This window comes from Microbispora oryzae (assembly GCF_017896165.1).
GTDB lineage: Bacteria > Actinomycetota > Actinomycetes > Streptosporangiales > Streptosporangiaceae > Microbispora > Microbispora oryzae.
On sequence record NZ_JAFCNB010000023.1, the window covers coordinates 45,767 to 68,865 of the forward strand.

Sequence of the window (23,099 nt, forward strand, 5' to 3'; positions counted from 1 at the left end):
AGACCAAGGACGGTCAGGAGGGCGCGGAGTTCATCGAGTCGCTCGAACACGATTTTCCTGGTCAGCGGCGTAAGTGCGCCTATCTCCGCCCACGGACCGGACGTCCGCCGACAGGAAGCTGTGGCCGAGTGGCGCCCATGTTCACCGTCTCGCTCAACCAAGGTGGAGCCCGACTGTGACCCGGCGGCATCGCCACGAGTACGCCCGGCGCTATTCATTCCATACGACTCACCTGCTTATGATGCGTCATACCCGACCGGACGGGAGGCGAGAGGCCGCATTCACAAGTGCCTTTCACCTACGTTCCTTGAACCCTTCCGTTGGCGACGTCCGATCGAACGCCCACCATCCCCACCGGCCCGATCCGTGGCATGGAGAGGAAACATGAGCGACGCTGCTGTTGGGCAAGCCTCCGACAGGACGCGGAATGTCGTCGATCTCGTCCACCTTCAGGTACGGCATGACCCGGACCGGCCGGCCGTGCGAGGCCGGGCAGAATCCTTGAGTTACGGCGAACTGTGGCGCCGCTCCGGCATGATCGCCACGCGGCTGAGGGGCCACGGCGTACGGCCCGGCGACGTGGTCGGCCTCTGCCCGCTGCGCTCCCCCGATCTGGTGGTCGGCATCCTCGGCATCCTGCGCGCCGGCTGTGCCTACCTGCCGCTCGACGCCGGATATCCGCGGCGGCGACTGGAGTACATGCTCAGCCAGGCCGGCGCTTCTGTGCTGGTCGGGCACCGCGAGAGCGCCGAGGTCCTGGCCGGGGAGCGGACGCTGATCTCTCTCGACGAGGCTCACGACGGACCATCGGCCCTGGATGATCCAGCGATCGCGGGCGGCGATGTCGCGTACGTCATGTTCACCTCCGGGTCGACCGGCGTGCCCAAGGGGGTCATGCAGACACACGGGGCACTGGCCAACCTGATCCAGTGGCAGCTCCGCGATTCGGCGGTGGGCGCGGGCGAAGTCACCGCACAGTTCGCCCCGATATCGTTTGACGTCTCCTTCCAGGAGATCTTCGCGACCCTGGCGGCCGGAGGCGTGCTGCTCTGCCTCACCGATGAGGAGCGTCGTGACCCGGTCCTGCTGTGGAAGCTGCTGACACGGAACCGAGTCGCCCGGCTGTATCTGCCGTTCGTCATGCTGCAGACGATGGCCCTGTTCGCCGACGACCTGGCGGCCGACGCCCCGCCTCTGCGGGAGGTCATCACCGCCGGTGAGCAACTGCGCTGCGACGACCGGATCAAACGCCTGTTCGCCGCCCTGCCCGGGTGTCGCCTCGTCAACCAGTACGGGCCCACCGAGACGCACGTCTGCACCCGGTATCCACTTCCCGCGATACCCGACCAGTGGCCACTGCTACCACCGATCGGAGTCCCGATCGACGGCGTCCGGGTGCACGTCCTCAACGCCGCCGGCCATCCGGTTCCGGACGGTGAGCCCGGCGAGTTGCATGTCTCCGGCATCGCCGTGGCACACGGGTATATCGGGCAGCCGGAACTGACCGGCAAGCGGTTCCGCCCCGAGCCGGGTGGGGGCGCCGCCGTCATGTACGCCACGGGGGATGTCGTCCGGTGGCGGGACGGACAGCTGCACTACCTGGGTCGCAACGACGATCAGGTGAAGATCAACGGCATCCGGGTGGAGCCCGCCGAGATCGAACGCGCCCTGCTGGCCTTCCCGGACGTACGCGAGGCGGCCGTGGTCGCGCGCGAGGACGCCGGCGGCGGCACCCGGCTCGTCGGCTTCGTCACCGGCCACCTCGATACCGACCGCATCGCCGTGATCCGAAGGCGGGTGGCCGAATCTCTGCCCGCGCACCTGGTGCCGCACCGGATCCTGCCACTGCCGAAGCTGCCCATGACACCGAGCGGGAAGCTCGATCGCGCCGCGCTGCTCGACCTCGCGTCGCAGGACCGAAAGCCCACACCCCGCGATCTCGACGCGGCGGGCCTCGCGGCGATCTGGCACACGGAACTCGAACTGCCCGACGAGCATGTCGAAGATCTGCGGGCCGCCGGGGTGAACTCCCTCGCCGCGGCGCGCGTCTCAGCCCGAATCTCCCGAGAGCTGGGCGTGCTCGTCGCGACCGACCAGTTGCTGGCCGCGACGTCCCTGCAGCACTTGGCCGAGATCGTCGCATCCAGCCCTCCGGTGCCGGGCCGCACGGCGAGCGAGCCCACCGGTCCGCTGCCGGTAACCGTGATGCAGCGGCAGATCTTCATAGACGAGCTGCTCACCGAGAACGGGCCGTCGCACTGGGTACTGGCCGAGCTCGACATCACCGGGCCTTTCGATCCGGCCGGCGCCGAGCCGGCGGTTCGCGCACTCACCCGCCGTCATGCCGCACTCCACACTCGTTACGACCTGGCCGGCCGGAACATCACTCAGACATACGTGGCCGATGCACCGCCGGTGGTCACGTACGCCGACGCGACCGACCTCGCAGCGCTGCGCGGGCGTCGCCTGGCCGAACGCTACGAGTTCGGTGAGGTCGCCACGCCGGTGGTGGACATCGTCCGGATCGGCGAACAGCATCACCGGATGCTGTTCCGGCTGCATCACGCCAGCTGCGACGGCTGGTCGATCGCGTTGTTGTTCGAGGAGTTCGCGGCTCTTTACGCCGGGAACACCCCGCCGCACGCGATCCAACCCTGGGAGCTGCCGGCGGCCGACCGTGATGCCGACAGAGATCTCTCCTACTGGGTGGAGCGCCTGACGCCGTCGGCCGGCAGGCCGCCGGCCGACTGGGGGCGGGAACGCGATCCGGCGCCGGCACTGCGCCGCGCCCCGGTCGTACTGAACGCGGATGAGGTCGATGCCGTCCGGAAGCGGGCCACGGACGCCCAGGCGACACCGTTCGCGGTGCTGCTGGCCACCTGGGCCACCCTCTTCGGAGACGACGACGCCGAGGTGTGCGTGGCGGTGCCGATCTCCATGCGAGTCACGGCCGAGGAGGCGAGCTGCGTCGGCCTGTTCCTCAACACCGTCGTGCTGCCTCTGGCGACCGGCGCGGAAAGCCTGACTGTGCTGGTCGACCGGACGCAACAGGACGTCACCGCGGCCCTGCGGCATCGCGCCGCGACCCTCCCCGACGTCCTGCGACGCCTGCGCGTCGACCGCGTCGGCAGGCACCATCCGCTCGCCCAGATGATGTTCACGCTGCAGCCACCGGGGCCGCGGCAGTGGCGGCTGCCCCATGGTGCGCAAGCAGAGCTGATCCTCGATGTCGGCAGCCCCGAAGTCACCAGGTTCGACCTGGTGCTGAACCTCGACGACCGTGGTGACCGGATCGTTGGATGGGTCGACTACGACGCGGGATCGATCGATGCTTCGCATGTCACCGAGCTGATCGCTCGATGGCGCCTGGCACTGAAGAGCTGAGTGCCGCTTGGGTCGTCTCAGGCGTGGGGGCGGCGGACGCGGGGAACGGGCTGACCGCGGCGGGCGGCCTCGGCCTTCAGGCGTTTCCTGAGCATCCTGCCCTGGCCGAGGAACGAGCGGTTCCGCTCGCGGCGGTTCCCGGAGAGGCTCCAGTCGTTCAGGGCCCGCTCGACCCGCACGCTCAGCCGGTCGCCCTCTCCGGTCGCGGTCCCGACGAACACCACGTTCTCCTGCCATTCCATGGCCGGGCCGTGCCGGTGGAACGTCAGGCACACCGGCCCACCGGCCGCCTCGACACCCGCGGGCAGCCGCAGGTCGAAGCCGGCCTCGGCGCGTACGGCCGAGCGGGTCCGCACGGCCAGCGGCATGCCGTCGGAGACCATGGTGACGACGGGCTCGCCCAGGCGGGCCGCACGGTCGGCGAAGGGCCGCCAGTCCATCGGCGGGGCCGACCGGCTCGGCAGCCGCGGGCCGGTGGGGGCGGGATCGGAGGCGGGGACCGTGACGTCCCCGGGGGCCGTCCAGACCTCGGGTGTCCCGGACAGGTCGCCCTCGGGCCACCAGACGATCCTCTCGGGGGTGACCTCCACCCAGATGCGGGCGAAATACCACCCCAGCCGTTTCACGAGGAACCACGGCATCCCGGCGAACCCGGCGCCGGTCTTGGCGAGCGACTCCCGGACGTACCGGTCGGTGTTGGCCTGCAGGTCCGCGTCGCGTACGGTCGCCCGGCCCTGCACGAGGACGATCGGTGCCCGATCCGGTTCCGTGCTCTCGGCGCTGGAGCAGAGCAGCGCGACGCGCGGGTCGCGCCGGGCGCGCTCGGCCTTGTCGGGATAGGTGAGCCCGGTGCTCACGTCGAGCGTGCCGCCCGCGCCGACGTACGGCGTGACGGGCCAGGTGACGGGCCGGCCGTCACGGGTGAGCGAGGCGTACTCGCAGACCATCGAGCGGCCGAAGATCTCGGCCGCTTCGCGCGGCCACGTCGTCGATGCGGATGTGGTCATCACGACTCCAGGAGGGCGATCGCGGGGGGCGGAAACAGAGTGCGCGACCCGCCTCTACGTGCACTTGTCGAGGGCTTGGCGGGCCCTTGCCAGCCAGTAGCCCCCGCCCGCCTGCTCCAGCAGGCGCACCGCCTCCCGCAGGTGGGCCCGCGCCCCCTCGCGGTCCCCGAGCGCCAGCAGCGCCTCACCCATGTGGCCGTCATACGCGCCGTCGATCGTGGTGCAGGTGCCGCTCACGTGCAGCAGCCCGGCGAAGGGACGGAACGCGTCGTACACCTCCCGCACGACGTCCAGCTCGCCGAGCCGGATCGCCGCGTGCAGCCGGCACATGGTGGCCATCGCCCAGTGGTAGTCGCGCGGCGGCGGAGTGGTATCACGCAGGAGCCGCCGGGCGCGCTCGCGCTCGCCCCGGTCCGCCAGCGCGTACGCCAGGACGTAGGCGAGCCCGGCCATGCCGGTGCGCCGGAACATCTCTTCGATCCATTCCGCCTCCTCGCTGAAGCGGTCCTCCTGGATGAGCGTCTCGGCCCGCACGGCGAGCATGCCCACCTCGAAGTACGCGAGGTCGGAGAAGGACAGCGTCGCCCTGACGGGCTCGAAGTGGCGAGTCGGGTCCGGCACGCCCTGGAACAGGTCGAGACCCACGTGTGCGATAGCCGCCTGCAGCGCCAGCGTGGGGTTGTGCAGGTCGCGCAGCAGCGCGTCGGTCTCCGCCAGCAGCGCGCGGGCCTGCGGCACCCTGCCGTGCTCGACGTGATCGGCGACGAGGTGGAGCTGTGCGATCGCCCTGAGCTGGGCAGACAGGTCCGGCTCGGCCAGCAGGCGCCGCGCGGTCGCGGCGAGCTGCTCGATGAAGTCCTGCCCCTGCATGGCGAGCAGCCGCAGGTGGAGCGCGCGCCGCAGCAGGGCGGGGTCGCCCAGGCGCTCGGCCGCCGCCACGGCCCGCGACGAGACCGCGTCGACCTCGTCCTCGCGGCCGATCTGGGCGAGCACGACGGCCCGGACGGCCTGCGCGGTCGCCCAGTCGGACGTGTCCGGGGGCAGCTCGCGCCCGGCGCGGTCCATCGCGTCCCGCAGGGCGGTCACGTCAAGGCCGTACCGGAAGGGCACCCAGACGCCGTGTCCCATCGCGATGTCGGCGGCCCTGACGGCCCTGTCCAGGTCGGCGCCGGCCATGGCGAGCGCCTGCTCGACCGCCTCGTAGCCCTCGTCGAACCTTCCGGCGGCGTAGCGGCTCTCGGCCAGCCCGACGGCGAGCTCGAACCGCTCGGCCGGGCCGGCCCCGGCCGGCTCGGCCGCCGCCAGCGCCTCCTGCCATGAGGTGGCCGCGTCGTCGGGCGCGTGCCGCCGCAGGGCCGCCCGCGCGGCGCGGGCGGCGTAGTCCATCGCCATGCGGGCGGGCTCCGCGCCCAGCTCCGCCGCGGCCAGCCAGTGCAGGGCGATCACCGCCGCACGGTCGTCCCGCTCCCCGTAGGCGCGGGTCAGGACGGCGGCGACCTGCTCGTGCACGCGCGCCCGCCACAGCCGCGATCGGCGCGACAGCAACGCGTCGGTCACCAGGGCGTGCGCGAACTCGTACACGCCCAGCCGGTATGACGACTCCCGGATCAGCCCCGCGCCGAGGGCCGCGTCGAGCGGCGGCAGCAGGTCGCCGACCGTGCCGCCGGCGACCTGGGCCAAAACGCCCGCCTCGAACTCGTCGCCCATCACGGCGGCGAGCTCCAGCACGCGGGCCGCCTCCTCCCCCAGGCGCGTCACCCGGTGCAGCACGACGTCCAGCACGCCCTGCGGCAGTTCCTCGCCCGCCCGGGCCAGCTCCGCCAGGAAGAACGGGTTCCCCGCGGTGCGCCCGCGCAGCTCCTCGGCCTTACGGCTGCCCGGGTCGCGGCCGGACACCTCCCGGACGAGCGCGCGGACCTCCTCGGTGGCGAGCCCGTCGAGCCCGAGCCTGCGCGCGCCGAGCCGCGACAGCGCCGACAGGGTGCCGGTGAGCGGCGACGCCTCATGCCGCCGGAAAGTCGCCACCAACAGCAGGCCCGGCCGGGCGGTGGACGCCACGTGGACCAGGAGCCGCAGCGTCGCGTCGTCGGCCGCGTGGATGTCCTCCAGCACGACGATCACCGGGCCGACGCCGGCCAGGAACGTGCCGACCGCCTCGAAGAACCGCAGCCGCGCCCCCTGCGCGTCGGACGCCGGTATCGCCGCCGGCCCGCCCGACAGGAACGTGCTCACCTCGTCGGGCAGGACGGCCTCCGGGACCACGGCGGCGAGGTCGCGCAGGACCCGTTCCCAGGGCCACAGGACGGGCGCGGTCTCGTGGTCGGGACTCGAACCCCAGCCGACCGGCACGCCGGCGTTCGCGCGGAACCGCTTCAGCAGACTGGTCTTGCCGACGCCCGGCTCGCCGTCCACCAGCACGACCTGCCCGGCGGCGGACGACGCCTTGGCCGCCTCGTCCAGGAGCTCCAGCGCGCTCTCCCTGCCGACGAAGACCGGCTGGTCCGCCGCGGGCTCGGGAGCCCTGCGTGTCGTCTGTGCCGTCGTCTGTGCCGGTTGCCGCTCCGGCGGGAGGAGCGTGGCGTCCTGGCGCAGCACCGCGCCTTCGAGTTCCCGCAGCCGCGGCCCGGGGTCGATGCCCAGTTCCCCGGCGAGCGCCTCCCGCACCCTGCGCAGGCATTCGAGGGCCGCCGCCTGCCGGCCCGCCCGGTAGTGGGCCAGCACCAGCAGTTCCCAGGCACGCTCCCGCAGGTGGTGTTCGCGGACGAACGGGTCGAGCCGCGCGACCACGTCCGTGTGACGGCCCAGCTCAAGCAGGGCCGCGGCCAGTTCCTCCACGGCGTCCAGCCGCACCTGGTCCAGACGGCCGATCTCCGGCTGTGCCCACTCCTCGGAGCGCACGTCGGCGTACGGGTCGCCCCGCCACAGGTCGAGCGCCTCGGCGAGGGCGGCCGCCGCCTCCTCGTGCCGTCCCTCGGCCAGACGGCCGGACCCGTCCGACACGAGCGTCTCGAAGTCCCTCGTGTCGAGGCGGAGCCCGCCGGTCATCAGGCCGTACCCGTCGGCGGCGCTGACCAGGACGGTCGGAGTCGCGCCCGGCCGCCGGTCGGGCTCCAGCAGGCGGCGCAGATTGGAGACGTATACGTGCAGGCTCCCCCTGGTCGGCGGGTTGCCGGACCACAGCCGGTCGGCCAGCAGGTCCGTGGGGAGCACGCGGTCGGCGTGCATCGCGAGGAGGGCCAGGAGGGCTCGCTGCTTCGGCGGTCCGGCCGGTACGGCCTGCCCGGCCACGACGAGTTCCATGGGCCCGAGGACGTTCAGCCGCACGCGCCAATGGTAGGGAGGCGCCTTCAACCGGTCCAGTTAGCGCATTTCGCACCACGACGCGGAGCCCCCCCGGGACGCCACCATCACGATCACGACGACCGACACGGCCGGAGCGGCGGGCGAGACCGAACCCGCCGACTTCGCCAACTCCGCCCTCTGGGGCTGAGCGGCCGCCTGATCACGCGTCCATGTCAGAGGCCCCGCAGCCGTCCGGCCGCGGGGCCTCTCGCGTAGCCGGAGAGATCTACGGCCCCGGCGATTATCTGTTTCCAGATGAGCCACGACGGCCACTTCCGGCTCTCGATAGAGTTGGGTCTTCGCCCCGCCCACCACGAAAGGCCAGAGATCAACCGTGGCTGATTCGTTCGTTCACCTGCATGTTCACACCGAATACTCGATGCTGGACGGAGCGGCGAAGATCGGCAAACTGGCCGAGCGGGCGGCGTCGCTGGGCATGCCCGCGATCGCGATGAGCGACCACGGCAACATGTTCGGCGCCTACGAGTTCCAGTCGAAGATGAAGGCCGCAGGGGTCAAGCCCATCATCGGCATCGAGGGTTACGTCAGTCCGGAATCCCGTCATTACAAGCAGCCGGTGTTCTGGGGGGAGCCCCACCAGCGCAAGTCGGACGAGCGTACCGGTCTGGGCGGCGACGTGTCGGCCAGCGGCACCTACCTGCACAAGACGATGTGGGCGGTCAACGCCCAGGGACTGCGCAACCTGTTCAGGATCTCGTCACTGGCCTCGCTCGAAGGCCACATGAAGAAGTACCCGCGCATGGACGACGACCTGTTCGAGCAGTACCACGAGGGCATCGTCGCGACCACCGGCTGCCCGTCCGGCGCGGTGCAGACCCGGCTCAGGCTCGGGCAGTACGACAAGGCGCTGGAGCACGCCGCCAAATACCAGGAGATCTTCGGGCGGGACAACTACTTCCTGGAGATCATGGATCACGGTGGGATCCCGATCGAGACGGGTGTCCGCGAGGACCTGTTGCGGATCGGCAAGACTCTCGGCATCCCGCCCCTGGTCACCAACGACTCCCACTACGTCACCGAAGACCAGTCGACCGCGCACGACGCGCTGCTCTGTGTCGGCACGAACTCCCTGATCAGCGACCCCAGCCGGTTCCGCTTCTCCGGCAACGGCTACTACGTGCGCACCGCGGAGGAGATGTGGGCCCTCGACCCGAGCTCCGACGTGTGGACCGAGGGCTGCAAGAACACCCTGCTGATCGCTGAGCGGGTCGAGCCCTACGACGAGGTCTTCGCCCACCGTGACCTGGCCGCCAAGTTCCCGGTCCCCGAGGGGGAGACCGAGATGAGCTGGCTCCGCAAGGAGGCCCAGGCGGGCGCGGTGCGCCGCTACGGGGATCCCGTGCCGGCCGAAGTCGTGGAGCGGATCGAGTACGAACTCGGCGTCATCGAGAGCATGGGCTTTCCCGGATACTTCCTCGTCGTCGCGGACATCTGCCGCTACGCGCGGGACAACGGCATCTGGCTGGGCCCCGGCCGTGGATCGGCCACGGGGTCGATGGTCGCTTATGTCACCGGAATCACCGAACTCGACCCGATCGAACACTCTCTGCTGTTCGAGCGGTTCCTGAACCCCGAACGAATCTCCATGCCCGACGTCGACCTGGACTTCGACGAGCGCCGGCGCGGTGACATGATCCGTTATGTCACGGAGAAGTACGGCGAGGACAACGTCTCGCTGATCATCACCTACATGACGATCAAGTCGAAGGCGGCGGTGAAGGACGCGGCCCGCGTCCTGGGCTACCCCTTCCCGGTAGGCGAGAAGATCACCAAGGCGTTCCCGCCAGCCGTCATGGGCAAGGAGATCCCGCTCACCGGCATCTTCGACGAGAAGCACCCCCGGTACGCCGAGGCGACCGAGCTCCGGAAGCTCTACGGCGAAGACTCCGACGTCAAGCAGGTCATCGACACCGCGCTCGGCCTCGAAGGACTGACCCGGGGCACCGGCGTCCACGCCGCGGGCGTCATCCTCTCCTCGCAGCCGTTGATCGACGTCATGCCGATCTTCATGCGCCCCGACGACGGTGCCCGCATCACCGGCTTCGACGGACCGAGCTCCGAGTCCATGGGCGCCCTGAAGATGGACTTCCTGGGCCTGCGCAACCTGACCGTCATCGGCGACGCCGTACAGAACGTGAAGGACAACCGCGGCGTCGAGCTGGACATGCTCAGCCTCGCGCTGGACGACAAGAAGACCTACGACCTGCTGGCACGCGGTGAGACGCTCGGCGTGTTCCAGCTCGACAGCTCGATGATGCGGGACCTCACCAAGCTGATCGCGCCGGCCCGATTCGAAGACATCTCGTCCATCCTGGCCCTGGGCCGTCCCGGCCCCATGGGCGCGAACGCCCACACCAACTACGCGCTGCGCAAGGCCGGGCAGCAGGAGATCACCCCGATCCATCCCTCCCTCAAGGACGTCCTGGACCCGATCCTCGGAACCACCTATCACCTGGTGGTCTACCAGGAGCAGGTCATGGCCATCGCCCAGCAGCTGGCCGGCTACACCCTCGGTGGCGCCGACATCCTGCGCCGGGCCATGGGCAAGAAGAAGAAAGAGGAGATGGACAAGCAGTGGGCCACCTTCTCCTCCGGCATGATCGCCAAGGGTTACACCAAGGAAGCGGCCAAGGCCGTCTGGGACGTGCTGGAACCGTTCAGCTCCTACGGCTTCAACAAGTCCCACACCGCCGGCTACGGGCTCGTCTCGTACTGGACCGCCTATCTCAAGGCCAACTACCCGGCCGAGTACATGGCCGCCCTGCTCACCTCGGTCGGCACGAACAAGGACCGCATGGCGCTCTACCTCGCCGAGTGCCGGCGTATGCGGCTCAAGGTCCTGCCGCCTGACGTCAACGAGTCGGGCCTGCGGTTCACCGCCGTCGGAGAGGACGTCCGCTTCGGTCTGGGCGCCATCCAGAACGTCGGCGAAAACGCCATCAAGGGCATCATCGCCGCACGCCAGGAGAAGGGCGCCTACACCGATTTCAACGACTTCCTGACCAAGGTCCCTCAGGTCGTCTGCAACAAGCGCACGATTGAATCGCTGATCAAAGCGGGAGCGTTCGACGGTCTGGGCCATCCCCGGCAGGGCCTGATCCAGATCCACGACCAGGCCGTGGACGCCGTCATCGACGTCAAGCGCAAGGAAGCCCTCGGCCAGGATTCGCTCTTCGGCGCGTTCGACGACGACAGCGGAGCGGGAAACGTCTTCCATATCGCCGTCCCCGACGGCGAGTGGGACAAGAAGACGAAACTGTCCTTCGAACGGGAAATGCTCGGCCTGTACGTATCCGACCATCCCCTCAACGGCGCCGAACGCATCCTGGAACGCAACCGTGACCTGACCATCGCCCAGGTCCTGGACGGACAGGCCGGAGCAGGCAACGTCCGCATCGCCGGCATCATCTCCGGCGTCGACAAGAAGGTCACCAAGAAGGGCGACGTCTGGGCCATCCTCAAAATCGAGGACCACGACGGATCCATCGAGGTGCCCTGCTTCCCGCAGACGTACCAGCTTTACGGCACCAACCTCGCGCCCGACCTCGTCGTCGCGGTCACCGGCCGGATCCGTTCACGCGGTGACGGCGAAGACGCGACCATCTCCTTCAACGCCACAGACATCACGTTCCTCGACATCTCCGGAATCCAGGACGACGGCCGCGAACCGATCGTGATCGCCCTCCGCGAGGAGCGCATCAACAGTGACCTCGTCTACGAACTCAAGCGCATTCTGACCGTGCACCCGGGCGAAACCCCCGTCCGCTTGCGGGTGGAGCGGCTCAACCGGAAAATCAACGTCGTCGAGCTTCCCGATTACGCGGTGAACATCAGCAACGGCGCGTTCGCCGGAGACATCAAGGTCCTCCTGGGGGCGAACGCGCTCGTTGTGCCGTGACAGGTCGTCCTGCCTGAAGGACGTCGGGTGAGCGCCCGCCGCACCGGTGCGTGGCTCAGTGGACGTGTGGTGCCGCGCCGGCGGGTGCGACCCCCGCGGGCACGACGAACGCGCTCAACACGGCGGCGGCCAGGGCCGCGACGGCGCTGACCGTGAAAGCCAGGGCAACGCCGGCCGCGGTGACCTCGCCGGTCACGCCGGCGGCGGCGACGGTGGACAGGACGGCGACTCCGAACGCGCCGCCGAGTTCGTGGAAGGTGTTCACGATCCCCGAGCGCGTTCCGGTCTCGCCCGGGGCGACCGCGGTCAGTGCCGCGGTGACCGCCGTCACCAGAGCGGCGCCGACACCGATCGCCGCTACGGCGAGCCCGGCCACCAGCCAGACGGGACCGGCCGCGCCGGCCGCCAGCCCGGAACCGGCCGCGGCGAGGGCCAGCGAGCCGGCGGCGAGCACGCGTCCGTCGAGCTTCGTGACGGCCCGGCTGCCGCCGTGGGCCCCGATGATCGTGCCGAGCGCGATCGGCAGGAAGGCCAGACCGGTCCCCGCTGCGCTGTAGCCGTGAAGACGCTGAAGGTAGAACGACCCGAGGAAGAACGCGCCGACCAGCAGGCCGGTGGCGACCAGCATCAGCGACGCCCCGGCCACCACCGGGCGACGGGTCAGCACCCGCAGCGGCATGAGCGGCGCGGCGGCCGCCCGCTCGATCATCACGAACACGCCGTAGAGCAGAGCCGCCATGGCCAGCGGTACGAGCGTCGACGCCGCGAGCCAACCGTGCCCACCGGCGTTGACCAGTCCGTATATGAGGGCACCGGTGGCGAGGGTGGCCGAGAGCGCTCCCGCCACATCCACCGGAACGGCTCCCGGCCGGTGTCGCCGCCCGGCGGGAGCCACCATGGGCAGCAGCGCCAAGGCGATCAGCCCGGCCGGCACGTTGATGAAGAACACCCACCGCCAACCGGGGCCGGAGGTCAGCAGGCCGCCGAGGAGCACGCCCAGGGCTGATCCCGTGCCGCCGATCGCCGCCCATACGCCCAGCGCCCTGGCCCGATCCCGGCCGGCGAAGGTCGTGGTGACCACCGACAGCGCCGCCGGCGACATCGCCGCCGCACCGATGCCCTGCGCGGCTCGACCGGCCAGCAGCATCGTCGCGCCGGCCGCGAGTCCGCTGGCCAGCGACGCAGCGACGAAGATCGCAAGCCCGCTGAGCAGCATCCGGCGAGCACCGAACATGTCGGCGGCACGGCCGCCGAGCAGCATGAGACCACCGAATGCCAGCGTGTAGGCCGCCAGCACCCACGGCACGACACCTTGGTGCAGCGCCAGGTCGGCGCCGATGTCGGGGAGCGCCACGTTCACGACGGTCACATCGAGGACAAGCATGAACTGTCCGGCGCTCAACAGGCCCAGCAGCCACCACCGTCTCGCGCCGGGAGCTCCGGGGTCCTCCCGTTCCGTCGCAGGTCCCGACTGTGACGTAGCCGCCATGGCCGCCTCCTCCGGTACGTCGGCGGCGATCGCAGGCGCGACCGGCCCTCCGATCAACTCAAACAACCATGTTCGGGTTTCACCGTAGCCGACCAATTCATACATGGATGTTCGACTTATGACGGTGTGACGGAGCTCACAGCGCGGCGCTGCGGGGAAGAGGCGCACGCGGGAACGGCGCCGGACCGCGGGCCCGGGCGCGCGAGGAAGGCGACTCGGCGAGACCGGCGGTTACGGAGTCGGCGGTTACGGGGTCGACGTGGCCGCGGCCGCACCGGGCGCGGCGAGGGCCGCGAGCAGCGTCACCGAGATGACACGCGCGGCATCGTCGGCGTCCAGCCTCCCGGCGGCGCTGTCTTCGGCCGCGGCGTGCATCAGACTGAACGCGGTCGTGACGAGCCATCTCTTGGGCAGGTCGTCGCGGAAGGCGCCGGCGCGCTGGCCGCGGTCGATGATCGTCTGCACCCTGTGCAGGATCCGGTCGTGGACGGCACGGATCCGTTCGGCGGGCAGTTCACGCTGGGCGGCCTGAAGCACCGACCGGAACTGGTGGACGATCTGCCACGAGGCGCCGACGAGCCGGGCGAGCGCCTGGCTGGGGTCACCGGTGGTGTCGGTCGCGTCGAGCACGGCGTCGGCCTGCTCCACCGTCCGCGTCAGCACGGCGTCGACGAGATCCGCCCGGGTTCCGAAGTGCCCGTAGAGCGTGACCCGGCCGACCCCCGCCGCCTTGGCGATGTCGGCGACGCTGGCGTCGGCGTCGCGAGCCAGGCACAGCTGGGCCGCGTCCAGGATGGCCTGGATGTTGCGCCGGGCGTCGGCCCGCCGCTCGCCCTGCGCCGCGGGGCGCTGCGCGGACCGCGGCCTGTCACCGGTGTCCCGCGATGTGGCTGCCATCCCCGCTCCTGTGCCGCATGAGCCGATGTTTCCGAGTAACCGGAACAGCATAGTTCGTGTTGCCACCGCGTACCGCCCGCCGGGCGCGTCGGCTTCTGCGCCACGGCGGGCGGGCCTCACGCCCGCGGATCAGGGCTCGGCCGGGCCGTGGTCGCCGGCGCCGTACAGGAGCAGCACCGAGGTGCGGAACTGGTCCGCAGCGGTGCGGGCGTCCACGAGGCCGACGCGGATGCACTGGTGGACGGCGTGACCGAGGGCGATCGTCGCCGCCACCAGCCAGCCGGTCTCCAACTCGGTGGCGAAGTCGCCGCTGTCGCGGCCGCGGCGGATGAGGGACTCCAGGGTCGCCTGGAGCGGCACGTGGCGTGCGGCGTCCGCTTCGGGCACGGGTTCGGGACCGCCGAGGACCGTCTGCTCGGCCAGCAGCGTGCCGACGGAGGCGAGGAAGCGGTCGAGGGCCTGGAGGGCGGTGCCGGTCTCGACGTCGGCGGCCTCCAACACCGCGTACGCCCGGCGGCTCAGCTCGTCACGAACCGCCGCCAGCAGCGTTTCCCGGGTGCCGAAGTGCACGTACGCCGTCTGCCGCGTCACCCCGGCCGCGGCGGCGATCTCCGCCATGCCCGCGTCGGGACGGGAGGAGAGCAGCTGAATCGCCGCCGACACCAGGGCGGCACGGTTGCGGGAGACCTCCACTCGCTGCCGGCGGCGCCTTATCTCTGACACGGTTGACAACCTTAACAGAGCTCCTTAAGAGTGACAGACATGTCAGAGATAACGCAGACAACCGAGCTGGCGGCCCGCCGCCTCCTGATCGACTACACCCGGGAGATGGCCAGGTCCGACGAGGACCCGGCGCTGATCGTGGACCGCACCGTGACCGGCGACGTGGTCTGGGTCACCGATGGCACCGCGCTCAGCCGGGATCAGCTGATCGCGCACGCGGCCCCGGCCCGCAAGAACGTCACCGCCGTCGAGATGCTGATCGACGAACTCCTCGTCGACGGCAACCGGTTCGCCGCGCGCTGCCGCCTCCTCGCGGAACACCGCAAGCTCGGCCGCGTGTCGATGGACTGGATCGTGATGGGTGAGGTCGCCGACGACGGCCGGGTGCGGCGCGTCCACCAGCTCGCCCACTCGACCTGACGGCGCGACCGGCGCCCGCAGGGCCAGTCCAGTCCTGGCGCCGCCGCGCTGTGAGCTTCACCACACCCCAATAAGTCGAACACAACTGTTCGAGCTGGTGGTAGCGTCGAAACTGAACATTCGCGTTCGAATTAATGAAAGAGGGTCGTCGTGACAGATGACGTGCGAGATTCCGGGCGCGTCCGCCGCTGGCCGTACCTGCTGTGCCGCGGCACGACGGCGGGCCTGGGCGCGCTGGGGGTGGCGCAAGCCGTATTCGCCGGGAGCTTCCTCGGCGGGCATTACGACGCCTTGCGGGTGCATTCGACGACGGCCCTGGTGATGGTGGCGGTCGCGGTCGTGCAGGCCGCCGGCGTGGTCGTGATGCGGCGGGCGGGCGGACCCTGGTCGGTGCTGCTGTTCGGCCTCGCCTTCCCCGTGATCCTGGGCGGGCTGACCGGCCTGGGGATGGGCCGGGTGCTGACCCTGCACGTCCCGCTCGGGGTGCTCGCCGTGGTCGGCCTGTTGAGGCTGGCGGCGTGGGTCTGGCGGACGCCGGTGCCCGCCAGGGCCCAGGCGGCCGGCCGGGTGCACGACCGGCCGGTCGGAGCGCTGTCGTGAACCGGCGCACGGCGCTACGCCTCGGTGTGGCCGCGGTCGGGGTGGGCGCCGTGGGCGCCGGGTGGCCGTTGGCCGGCCCGCTGCTCGGCCCGGGACAGCCCGGCAAACGACCTGCCGCAGCCGGTCGTGGTGCACCTGCATGGCGGGCACACGCCGGCCGACAGCGACGGATACCCCATCGACCTCGTCCTGCCCACCTCCGGAGCCGCGCCCGCCGACCACGCCATGCCCGTCATGGCCGACATGGCCGACATGGCCGACATGGTCCGCGACGTGGCGACCGGTGAGCGGGCGTACACCTATCCGATGAACCAGCGGGCGGCGACCCTGTGGTACCACGACCACCGCATGGGCCACACCGGCCTGAACGTGTGGCGCGGCCTGGCCGGGTTCCATCTCGTCCACGACGACGAGTCCGACGCCCTGCCGCTGCCGCGAGGGGAGCGCGACATCCCCCTGATGATCGTTGACCGGTCCTTCGCCGCGGACGGGTCCTTCCGGTACCCGGTCTCCGCCGGCGGCGTGGCGGACGCGTACATGAACGGGGTCCTCGGCGACGTCATCCTGGTCAACGGCGCGCCCTGGCCGGTCGCTCGGACGGACCCGGCCCGCTACCGGCTGCGGCTGCTCAACGCCTCCAACGCCCGCCGCTACCGTCTGGAACTCGATCCGCAGCCACCCGGCGGCTCCGCCCTGGTGCAGATCGGCAGCGACGGAGGGCTGCTGGACCGCCCGGTCGGCCACGACGCGCTGGAAATCGCCCCGGGCGAGCGCTTCGACGTCGTCGTCGACTTCTCCCGATACCGCCCCGGAACGAAGGTGCGGCTGGTCAACCGCCTGGGGTCGGGCGGCACCGCCGAGGTGATGCGGTTCGACGTCACGGGCCGGGACCGCGGCGACGATTCCGCGATACCCGGCCGGTTGAGCGCCGGCGCCGTCCGGCTCACCCCGCAGCGCGCGGTCGCCACCCGTACGTTTTCCTTCCGGCAGCGCCGCGACGGCACCTGGACCATCAACGACCTGGCCTATCGCCCGGGTCGCGCGCTGGCGCGGCCGAAGCTGGGGACCGTCGAGATCTGGCGCTTCGTCACCGACTTCCACCATCCCGTGCATCTGCACCTGGACCCCTTCCAGGTGCTGTCCCGCAACGGCCGCGAGCCCGGGCCGTACGACTCCGGCTGGAAGGACACCGTCGACGTACGCCCGTCCGAGGCGGTCGAGGTCCTCACGCGGTTCACCGATTACCAGGGCGCGTTCCTGCTGCACTGCCACAACCTCGAACACGAGGACATGGCGATGATGGCCGATTTCATCACCACCTGAGAAGCCCGATCCGGCCCCGCCTCGCTCGCACCAACCATTCATGACAGAGGAGAACCAATGAAGATCGCGCTTTTCGGTGCGACCGGGGGCACCGGCAGGCAACTGATCCTGCAGGCGTGCGACGCCGGCGACGAGGTCACCGCGGTGGTCCGGGACCCGGCCCGGCTCCCCGAGTCGCATCCTCGCCTGACGGTGTTGCGGGCCGACGTGATGGATCCCGCCACGCTCGGCCCGGCCGTGGAGGGCTGTGACGCGGTGGTGTCGGCGCTGGGCTCGCGCGACGGGCGGGTGCCGACCAGCGTCTGCGCCGACGGCACGGCCGCCATCGTCGGGGCCATGCGCGCCGCCCGGGTGCGACGGCTCGTCGTGGTGAGCGCCGGCACCCTCACCACCGACGGCGACGGGCCGTTGACCCGTCTGATCGTGAAGCCCCTCCTGGGAAATCTGTTCAAGCACACCATCGCCGACAAGCGTCGGATGGAGGAAGTCGTGCGTGCCAGTGGCCTGGAATGGACGATCGTGCGTCCCCCGAGGCTCACCGACGGACCCCATACCGGCGTCTACCGCAGCGCCGTGGACCGCAACGTGCGCGGCGCGCTACGCGTCTCGCGCGCCGATCTGGCCGACTGCGTCCTGCGGTGCCTGGTCGACCAGGAGCCGATCGACGCCGCCGTCTCACTCGGATACTGACCCGCCGACCACAACCGTCTCGGAGTCCTGAATGGCAATCCGCTACATCTCACCCGTGCCGAGGAGAACGGCCTCCGGCCGGGTCGCCGAGGTCTACGCCCAGTCCGTCGCCGACTTCGGGCAGCCCGCGTTCATGATGCTGTCGCCCGCACCCGACCTGCACGCCGCCGCCTGGGCCGTCCTACGCGAGTCGAGCCTGACCGGATCCGCGCCCCGCGTCGACAAGGAAGTCGTCTCCGTCGCCGTGTCGCACGCCAACCGGTGCCGCTTCTGCATCGACGCGCACAGCATCCTGATCCACGCTCTCGGTGACCATGACCTCGCTGAGGACCTTTTCCACGACAGGACCCCGGCCGAGGCCGGCTACGCCGAACTCGTCGCGTGGGCGAAGGCCACCCGTACCCCCGGTGCGGCACAGCTCCCGGCGCCTCCGTTCCCGGCCGAACTCGCCGCCGAATACATCGGCACGGCCCTGTTGACCCACTTCATCAACCGCATGTTCTCCACTCTCACCGACGAGCAGCTCCTCCCCGGCAACCTGCAACGGTCGCGGTCGGTACGCCGCGTCGGAGCCATGGCGTACACCCGCGTCGTCCACCGCGAGCTCAACCCGGGCGACAGCCTGCCGCTGCTGGCCGGAATACCGCTGGGACACTCACCCGCCTGGGCCGCCGGCACACCGATCGCCACCGCGTTCGCCGCGCTGCGTGGCGCCGCGGCCGCAGGCGGCGCCCTGCTCAGCGGACCAGGTCTGGACCTCCTGCGGACCACCGTCGCCCAGTGGGACGGCACTCACCAGCCGTCGCCCGGCACGTGGCTCCCCCAACGGCTTGCGGGCCTCCCCGGCGCCGACCGGCCCGCCACCGCGCTCGCCCTCCTCGCCGCCCTCGCACCGCACGACATCACCGACGCGGACGTCACCGCGTGGCGCGCCTCGGCCCACGTCACCGACGCCGACCTGGTGCGCCTGCTGGCCTACGGCGCCGTCGTCGCCCTGGACCGGATCGATGAGACGATCGCCGGTCAGGCGTCCACCCGGTAGAGGTCGCCGACCGGCCTGGCGCGGCGTCGCCTCGCGTCGCCGACCGGCGCTCCGTGACGAGGAACACCGCGCCCAGGACCAGCGACATGCCGAGGGGCGTACTCCAGCTCAACGGCTCTCCGAGGAACGCGGTGCCGTACAGCAGGCCGAACAGCGGGACGAAGAAGGTGACGGTCAGCGCACCGGTGGGCCCGACCCTGTTCACAAGGTGGAAGAACAACGCGAATCCGAGCGCGGTGCAGGCGAGCGCGAGGGCGAGCACCGCGAGGACGATGCCGCCGGTGACAGGATGGCGCGGAGGCAGGGCCAGTGTGGGAAGCAGCAGGCACACGGCGGCCCCCAGTTGCTGACCGGTCGTGGTGACCAGGGGGTGCGTGCCACTGAAGCGGACCTTCGCGTAGACGCCCCCCAGCGCGTAGAAAAGGGAGGCACACAGGCTCGCGAGGGCGGCCAGGATCAGCATGCCGTCCAGATGCAGAGGCCCCAGCCCGACCAGGACCGTCACCCCGGCCACCCCCAGCACGACGCCGGAAAGCTGCGTGCGGGACGGGCGGGTGCCCTGCCTGACCGAGGTGACCAGCAGGGCGAACAACGGGGTCGTCGCGTTCAGGATGGCCGCCAGCGACGCGGTGATCTTCAGCTCGGCCGCAGCGATGAGCGTGAACGGCACCGCCGCCATCAACGCGCCGAGCACGAGGAACCCCCACAGGTCACGACGGAAGTTCGGGACCCTCCGCATGATCACTGCCACCAGGAGCAGGCCGAGGCCGGCGACGAGCACGCGGGCCTCGATCATCGGAATGGGCCCGAGCACGGAAACCGCCTGGCGCATGAACAAAAAGGAGGCACCCCACAGGGCGGCCACACCGAGCAGCATCAGTAGATCGATGATGGCCATTCGTCTCCCACCGTGAGGGCCGTCACCATGCCCGTCCTTGATACGGGAAGTTGGATCGATGAGGCAAACAAGTCGAACTCATCCAAAAAATGAGAAGGCCTCATGAATGTGGCTCAGCTCCGCGCTCTGCGGGCCGTACACGAGGAGGCCGGCGTCGTGGCGTTGCCGCTCCGGCCGCGCGCGCCCAGGAGTCTCCTCCTCGCCGCGAGGTCCGCCGCCGATCTGAGCCCGGCGGGCACGGCCTCCCTGGCATCGGCCTCCCGGAACGCCGCCACCGATCTCACGACCCCGGGCCCGTCTTTGCCCATTCCGGCCGGGCAAGGGTTCCAGCCCGCCCGCCGCTCGTGATAATCAGAAATTGGCCACCCGGGCTGCGGGCTCTCTATTGATCACGTTTCGGCCGTTCATCGGCGAGCTCGCCTCCTGGGCATACCCCCGTCTCGGAAACATCGGCTTCCAGGGGGTTGTCGGCAAAGCTTTCGCCATCACCCGGAAGTCTCATTCTTCGGCGAACGGGCTCCTTGCCGAGGAGACCAATGTGACTGCAGGGGTATTCCGTGAACTTCACCAAGTCATGGTCGATAAGGGCTCGATTAACGCTCGCGGGCGGAGGAGTCGCGGGCCTGCTCTCCCTCGCGTCGGCCCTGGGCGTCCTCATGGCCATCCGCAGCCTGGCCACGGAGTATCTGGTCGCCGGCCTTGTAGCGGTGGCCGACCGCGTCGCCTCCATCGTGTCGACGCGCCCGGCACAGTCTCTCGCACTACGCCCGCCCGCGCGGCAACTCCAGGTCGTGGACCAGGGAGGACGAGTGATCGAGGCGACCGGCCCGCCGGGGCAGCGGACCATCGCCTCCCTCCACCCCGCGGCGAGTTCGCGCGGGCCGATCGCCACGACGGTATGCCACCACACCCCGTCCATCCTGGGCTGTCATCTCGTGGTGGCCGTCCCGGCGTTCCGCGGCGGACACACGCTGACGGTCTACGCCGCCGCCCCCGTCATACCCCTCTACGTCCGGCCGAGTGTGGCCGCCCTGGTCTTCGGCGGCGCACTGATGCTGACCTGCGCCCTGACCTTCCTTTGCTACCGGCTGCTGGGCAGAACGCTCCGCCCGGTCTACGGAATCTGCACCAAGCTCGGCGACATCCAGGCGACAGACCTGACCGGCAGGGTGCCCGTCCCGCCCAACCGGGACGAGATTCACATGCTGGCCCTGACCGTGAACAGCACCCTTGAGCGCCTGGAGAAGGCCCTGGAAGAGCAGCGCAGGTTCACCGCCGACGCCTCCCACGAGCTGCGTACGCCCCTCGCGGCCATGCGCGCTCAAGTGGAGGACGCCCTCCTCGCCTCCACCGAGGACGAGGCGCTGGAACTGGGCCGATCACTTCTACCCAGCGTCGACCGGTTGGAGGCGATCACGACGGACCTGCTGACACTGTCCCGGCTCGACGCCGCGGCGCACTCGGGCCGGTGCCGCGTCGACCTCGCGGCGCTGGTGTCCGAGGAACTGGCACGCCGTCACACGACGAGGAAGATCGATGCCAGCCTGCAGACCGGCGTCTACGTCCTCGGTAACGGTCTCCAGCTCGCCCGCCTGCTGACCAACCTGCTCGACAACGCCGAGCGGCACGCCGCCAGGACGATCTGCCTGACCCTCCGTACCGCGCCGGGCTCCGCGAACGACGCCCGCAAGGCGGGTCTCGCGGTTCTGGAGGTCGTCGATGACGGCCCGGGCATCCCGCCGGACAAACGCGAGGTGGTTTTCCAGCGGTTCGCGCGGCTCGACACCGCCCGCAGTCGCGCCGCCGGCGGCACGGGTCTCGGTCTGCCGATCGCCCGGCGGATCGCCGAGAGCCACGCCGGAACGCTGACGGTCGAAGACAGCGGGCGCGGAGCACGCCTCGTCCTTCGCCTGCCACGATGCCCCGGTGAGCCATGACCTTGTGATCAGACTCCGAGTGCTGCAATGGATGGACGGAGCTTCTTGGGGGCGTGATGGCAATCCATGATCCCGTCTCATCCGATGTCGTGGCGTCTCCGCGGGTGACCGTGGTGGTGGCCACGCGCAACCGCGGCGCCGACCTCGCGCGCTCACTGTCCTGCCATGAAGGTCCCGTCATAGTGATCGACAACGGCTCCACCGACGGCAGCCCGGATGTGGTCCGCGAGGGTTTTCCGCACGTCCGCCTCGTCGAGGCGGGCCGGAACCTCGGCGCCCAGGCACGCAACGTCGGGGTACGGCTCGCCACGACGCCGTACGTCGCGTTCGCCGACGACGACTCCTGGTGGGCGCGCGGCGCGCTGGAACGGGCCGCCGACGTGCTGGACACCCATCCCCGCCTGGCGGTGCTGGCCGCCCGCGTCCTGGTCGGCGCGGAGCAGACGATCGATCCCGTCTGTGCAGCCATGGCCGCCTCTCCGCTCACGACCGAACCCGATCTGCCGGGGCCGAGCGTCCTCGGTTTCCTCGCCTGCGGAGCGGTCGTGCGCAGAAGCGCGTACATGGCCGCAGGCGGTTTCGACGACGTGATCTTCTTCTACGGCGAGGAGGAGCGGCTCGCCCTTGACCTGGCCGCCGCGGGCTGGGGACTCGCCTACGTGAACGACATCGTCGCCCACCATCTCCCCTCTGGCGTACGCGATCCTCGCCGGCGACAGATTCTGGCAGCCCGGAACACCGTGCTGACCGCCCTCCTCCGCAGGCCGTGGCCTGTCGTTGCTCGTGCCGTGCTGGCCTCCGCGTGCTCCGGCCCGGTCGGACGGCGAGGCCTGGGCCAGGCGATCGCCCTGGTGCCGCGGGCGTTGGCACGCCGTCGCAGGGTGCCTCTGCGGGTGGAGGCCGCGCGCAGATCGTTGGACCGCCATGATCCCGATGGGACCGGCACCTCATGACCGATCCGCGTGTCGGCGTCGTCGTCATCACCTGGAACCGGCGGCGGGAAGCTCTCACGGCAGTGGGCAGACTGGTCGCCCTGCCTGAACGCCCCCACGTCGTCCTGGTTGACAACGCCTCCAGCGACGGCACGGCGGAAGCCGTCAGAGCACGTTTCCCCGAGGTGGAGGTGGTCGCCCTTCCACAGAACCTCGGGGCGGTCGGGCGCAACATCGGCACGCGACGGTTGAGGCCTGCCCTGGGTGCTGGCCACGCGGCGCCCTCTCCCGCCCCGGGTGGAGGAACGCCTGCTGAGCCTTGAGGAATCGTGGTCACGCTCGACCGCCAGACGCTATATCAGCTGAGGCGGCGCCGCTCGACGGCCAGTCTGCCCCTGTCGGCTCCGGGTAGGCCGCACGCCACAGTCGTGGCGGACCCACCTCGCGAGCGGTTGGTCCGTGAATGACAAAACCCCGGACTCGGCGAGAGTCCGGG

General features: G+C 70.5%; 17 protein-coding genes. 11 read left to right on the forward strand and 6 right to left on the reverse strand.

Going from position 1 to position 23,099, the window contains the following annotated elements; all coding sequences use genetic code 11:
• The first annotated feature begins 384 nt into the window (after positions 1-384).
• On the forward strand, positions 385-3,384 hold the full coding sequence (locus JOL79_RS28855) for a non-ribosomal peptide synthetase (protein WP_269143954.1): 3,000 nt from the start codon (positions 385-387) through the stop codon (positions 3,382-3,384).
• 17 nt (positions 3,385-3,401) lie between these two features.
• On the opposite strand, the gene JOL79_RS28860 is transcribed toward JOL79_RS28855, so the two are convergent.
• Positions 3,402-4,391 carry a pyridoxamine 5'-phosphate oxidase family protein gene (locus tag JOL79_RS28860; RefSeq protein WP_210159064.1) on the reverse strand — a complete coding sequence of 330 codons (990 nt, stop codon included), beginning with the start codon at positions 4,389-4,391 and terminating at the stop codon, positions 3,402-3,404.
• Between the two features lie 54 nt (positions 4,392-4,445).
• Positions 4,446-7,715, reverse strand: coding sequence for an ATP-binding protein (locus JOL79_RS28865; RefSeq protein ID WP_210159065.1), 3,270 nt, complete (start codon positions 7,713-7,715; stop codon positions 4,446-4,448).
• 352 nt (positions 7,716-8,067) lie between these two features.
• On the opposite strand from JOL79_RS28865, the gene dnaE reads away from it, so the two are divergent.
• The gene (gene dnaE, locus JOL79_RS28870; protein ID WP_210159066.1) at positions 8,068-11,652 is read left to right on the forward strand and encodes a DNA polymerase III subunit alpha; all 3,585 of its coding nucleotides are present in this window, start codon (positions 8,068-8,070) and stop codon (positions 11,650-11,652) included.
• Between the two features lie 55 nt (positions 11,653-11,707).
• Here dnaE and JOL79_RS28875 read toward each other — a convergent pair whose 3' ends face one another.
• The 3 genes from JOL79_RS28875 to JOL79_RS28885 all read right to left on the reverse strand — a co-directional run bounded on the left by JOL79_RS28875 (position 11,708) and on the right by JOL79_RS28885 (position 14,761).
• A complete protein-coding gene (locus JOL79_RS28875) occupies positions 11,708-13,141 on the reverse strand; it encodes an MFS transporter (protein WP_210159067.1) in 1,434 nt (477 codons plus the stop codon).
• Between the two features lie 246 nt (positions 13,142-13,387).
• Positions 13,388-14,038, reverse strand: coding sequence for a TetR/AcrR family transcriptional regulator (locus JOL79_RS28880; protein WP_210159068.1), 651 nt, complete (start codon positions 14,036-14,038; stop codon positions 13,388-13,390).
• Positions 14,039-14,167: 129 nt separating this feature from the next.
• The gene (locus JOL79_RS28885) at positions 14,168-14,761 is read right to left on the reverse strand and encodes a TetR family transcriptional regulator (protein ID WP_210159069.1); all 594 of its coding nucleotides are present in this window, start codon (positions 14,759-14,761) and stop codon (positions 14,168-14,170) included.
• 39 nt (positions 14,762-14,800) lie between these two features.
• On the opposite strand from JOL79_RS28885, the gene JOL79_RS28890 reads away from it, so the two are divergent.
• From JOL79_RS28890 to JOL79_RS28910, 5 genes are all read left to right on the forward strand, one after another.
• Entirely contained in the window at positions 14,801-15,181 is a 381-nt protein-coding gene (locus tag JOL79_RS28890) for a nuclear transport factor 2-like protein (RefSeq protein WP_210159070.1), read from the forward strand.
• Positions 15,182-15,331: 150 nt separating this feature from the next.
• Complete coding sequence (locus JOL79_RS28895) at positions 15,332-15,781, forward strand: hypothetical protein (protein WP_210159071.1); 450 nt, start codon at positions 15,332-15,334, stop codon at positions 15,779-15,781.
• A gap of 126 nt (positions 15,782-15,907) precedes the next feature.
• Positions 15,908-17,104 carry a multicopper oxidase family protein gene (locus tag JOL79_RS28900; RefSeq protein ID WP_307848791.1) on the forward strand — a complete coding sequence of 399 codons (1,197 nt, stop codon included), beginning with the start codon at positions 15,908-15,910 and terminating at the stop codon, positions 17,102-17,104.
• Between the two features lie 57 nt (positions 17,105-17,161).
• Entirely contained in the window at positions 17,162-17,794 is a 633-nt protein-coding gene (locus JOL79_RS28905; protein ID WP_210159073.1) for an NAD(P)-dependent oxidoreductase, read from the forward strand.
• Between the two features lie 31 nt (positions 17,795-17,825).
• Positions 17,826-18,836 carry a carboxymuconolactone decarboxylase family protein gene (locus JOL79_RS28910; RefSeq protein WP_210159074.1) on the forward strand — a complete coding sequence of 337 codons (1,011 nt, stop codon included), beginning with the start codon at positions 17,826-17,828 and terminating at the stop codon, positions 18,834-18,836.
• On the opposite strand, the gene JOL79_RS28915 is transcribed toward JOL79_RS28910, so the two are convergent.
• On the reverse strand, positions 18,739-19,734 hold the full coding sequence (locus tag JOL79_RS28915) for a DMT family transporter (protein ID WP_210159075.1): 996 nt from the start codon (positions 19,732-19,734) through the stop codon (positions 18,739-18,741). The genes JOL79_RS28910 and JOL79_RS28915 overlap by 98 nt on opposite strands.
• 102 nt (positions 19,735-19,836) lie before the next feature.
• Here JOL79_RS28915 and JOL79_RS28920 point away from each other — a divergent pair, with 102 nt between their 5' ends.
• The 4 genes from JOL79_RS28920 (at position 19,837) to JOL79_RS28935 (ending at position 22,926) form a co-directional block, all read left to right on the forward strand.
• Positions 19,837-20,082, forward strand: a complete 246-nt coding sequence (locus JOL79_RS28920; protein WP_210159076.1) for a hypothetical protein — start codon at positions 19,837-19,839, stop codon at positions 20,080-20,082.
• A 209-nt stretch (positions 20,083-20,291) separates the two neighbouring features.
• The gene (locus JOL79_RS35660) at positions 20,292-21,671 is read left to right on the forward strand and encodes a sensor histidine kinase (RefSeq protein WP_210159077.1); all 1,380 of its coding nucleotides are present in this window, start codon (positions 20,292-20,294) and stop codon (positions 21,669-21,671) included.
• Positions 21,672-21,760: 89 nt separating this feature from the next.
• Positions 21,761-22,624: a glycosyltransferase family 2 protein gene (locus JOL79_RS28930; RefSeq protein ID WP_307848792.1), complete on the forward strand. Its 864-nt coding sequence runs from the start codon at positions 21,761-21,763 to the stop codon at positions 22,622-22,624.
• Positions 22,621-22,926 carry a glycosyltransferase family 2 protein gene (locus tag JOL79_RS28935; protein WP_210159079.1) on the forward strand — a complete coding sequence of 102 codons (306 nt, stop codon included), beginning with the start codon at positions 22,621-22,623 and terminating at the stop codon, positions 22,924-22,926. The genes JOL79_RS28930 and JOL79_RS28935 overlap by 4 nt, the downstream gene beginning before the upstream one ends.
• The last annotated feature ends 173 nt before the right edge of the window (positions 22,927-23,099 follow it).

Bases quoted from the DNA above. Each gene is read 5' to 3' on its own strand.
- JOL79_RS28860 (WP_210159064.1), bottom strand. From the start codon at position 4,391: ATGACCACATCCGCATCGACGACGTGGCCGCGCGAAGCGGCCGAGATC.
- JOL79_RS28905 (WP_210159073.1), top strand. From the start codon at position 17,162: ATGAAGATCGCGCTTTTCGGTGCGACCGGGGGCACCGGCAGGCAACTG.
- JOL79_RS28920 (WP_210159076.1), top strand. From the start codon at position 19,837: ATGAATGTGGCTCAGCTCCGCGCTCTGCGGGCCGTACACGAGGAGGCC.
- JOL79_RS28855 (WP_269143954.1), top strand. From the start codon at position 385: ATGAGCGACGCTGCTGTTGGGCAAGCCTCCGACAGGACGCGGAATGTC.
- JOL79_RS28910 (WP_210159074.1), top strand. From the start codon at position 17,826: ATGGCAATCCGCTACATCTCACCCGTGCCGAGGAGAACGGCCTCCGGC.
- JOL79_RS28875 (WP_210159067.1), bottom strand. From the start codon at position 13,141: ATGGCGGCTACGTCACAGTCGGGACCTGCGACGGAACGGGAGGACCCC.
- JOL79_RS28890 (WP_210159070.1), top strand. From the start codon at position 14,801: ATGTCAGAGATAACGCAGACAACCGAGCTGGCGGCCCGCCGCCTCCTG.
- JOL79_RS28915 (WP_210159075.1), bottom strand. From the start codon at position 19,734: ATGGCCATCATCGATCTACTGATGCTGCTCGGTGTGGCCGCCCTGTGG.
- JOL79_RS28935 (WP_210159079.1), top strand. From the start codon at position 22,621: ATGACCGATCCGCGTGTCGGCGTCGTCGTCATCACCTGGAACCGGCGG.
- JOL79_RS28880 (WP_210159068.1), bottom strand. From the start codon at position 14,038: ATGGCAGCCACATCGCGGGACACCGGTGACAGGCCGCGGTCCGCGCAG.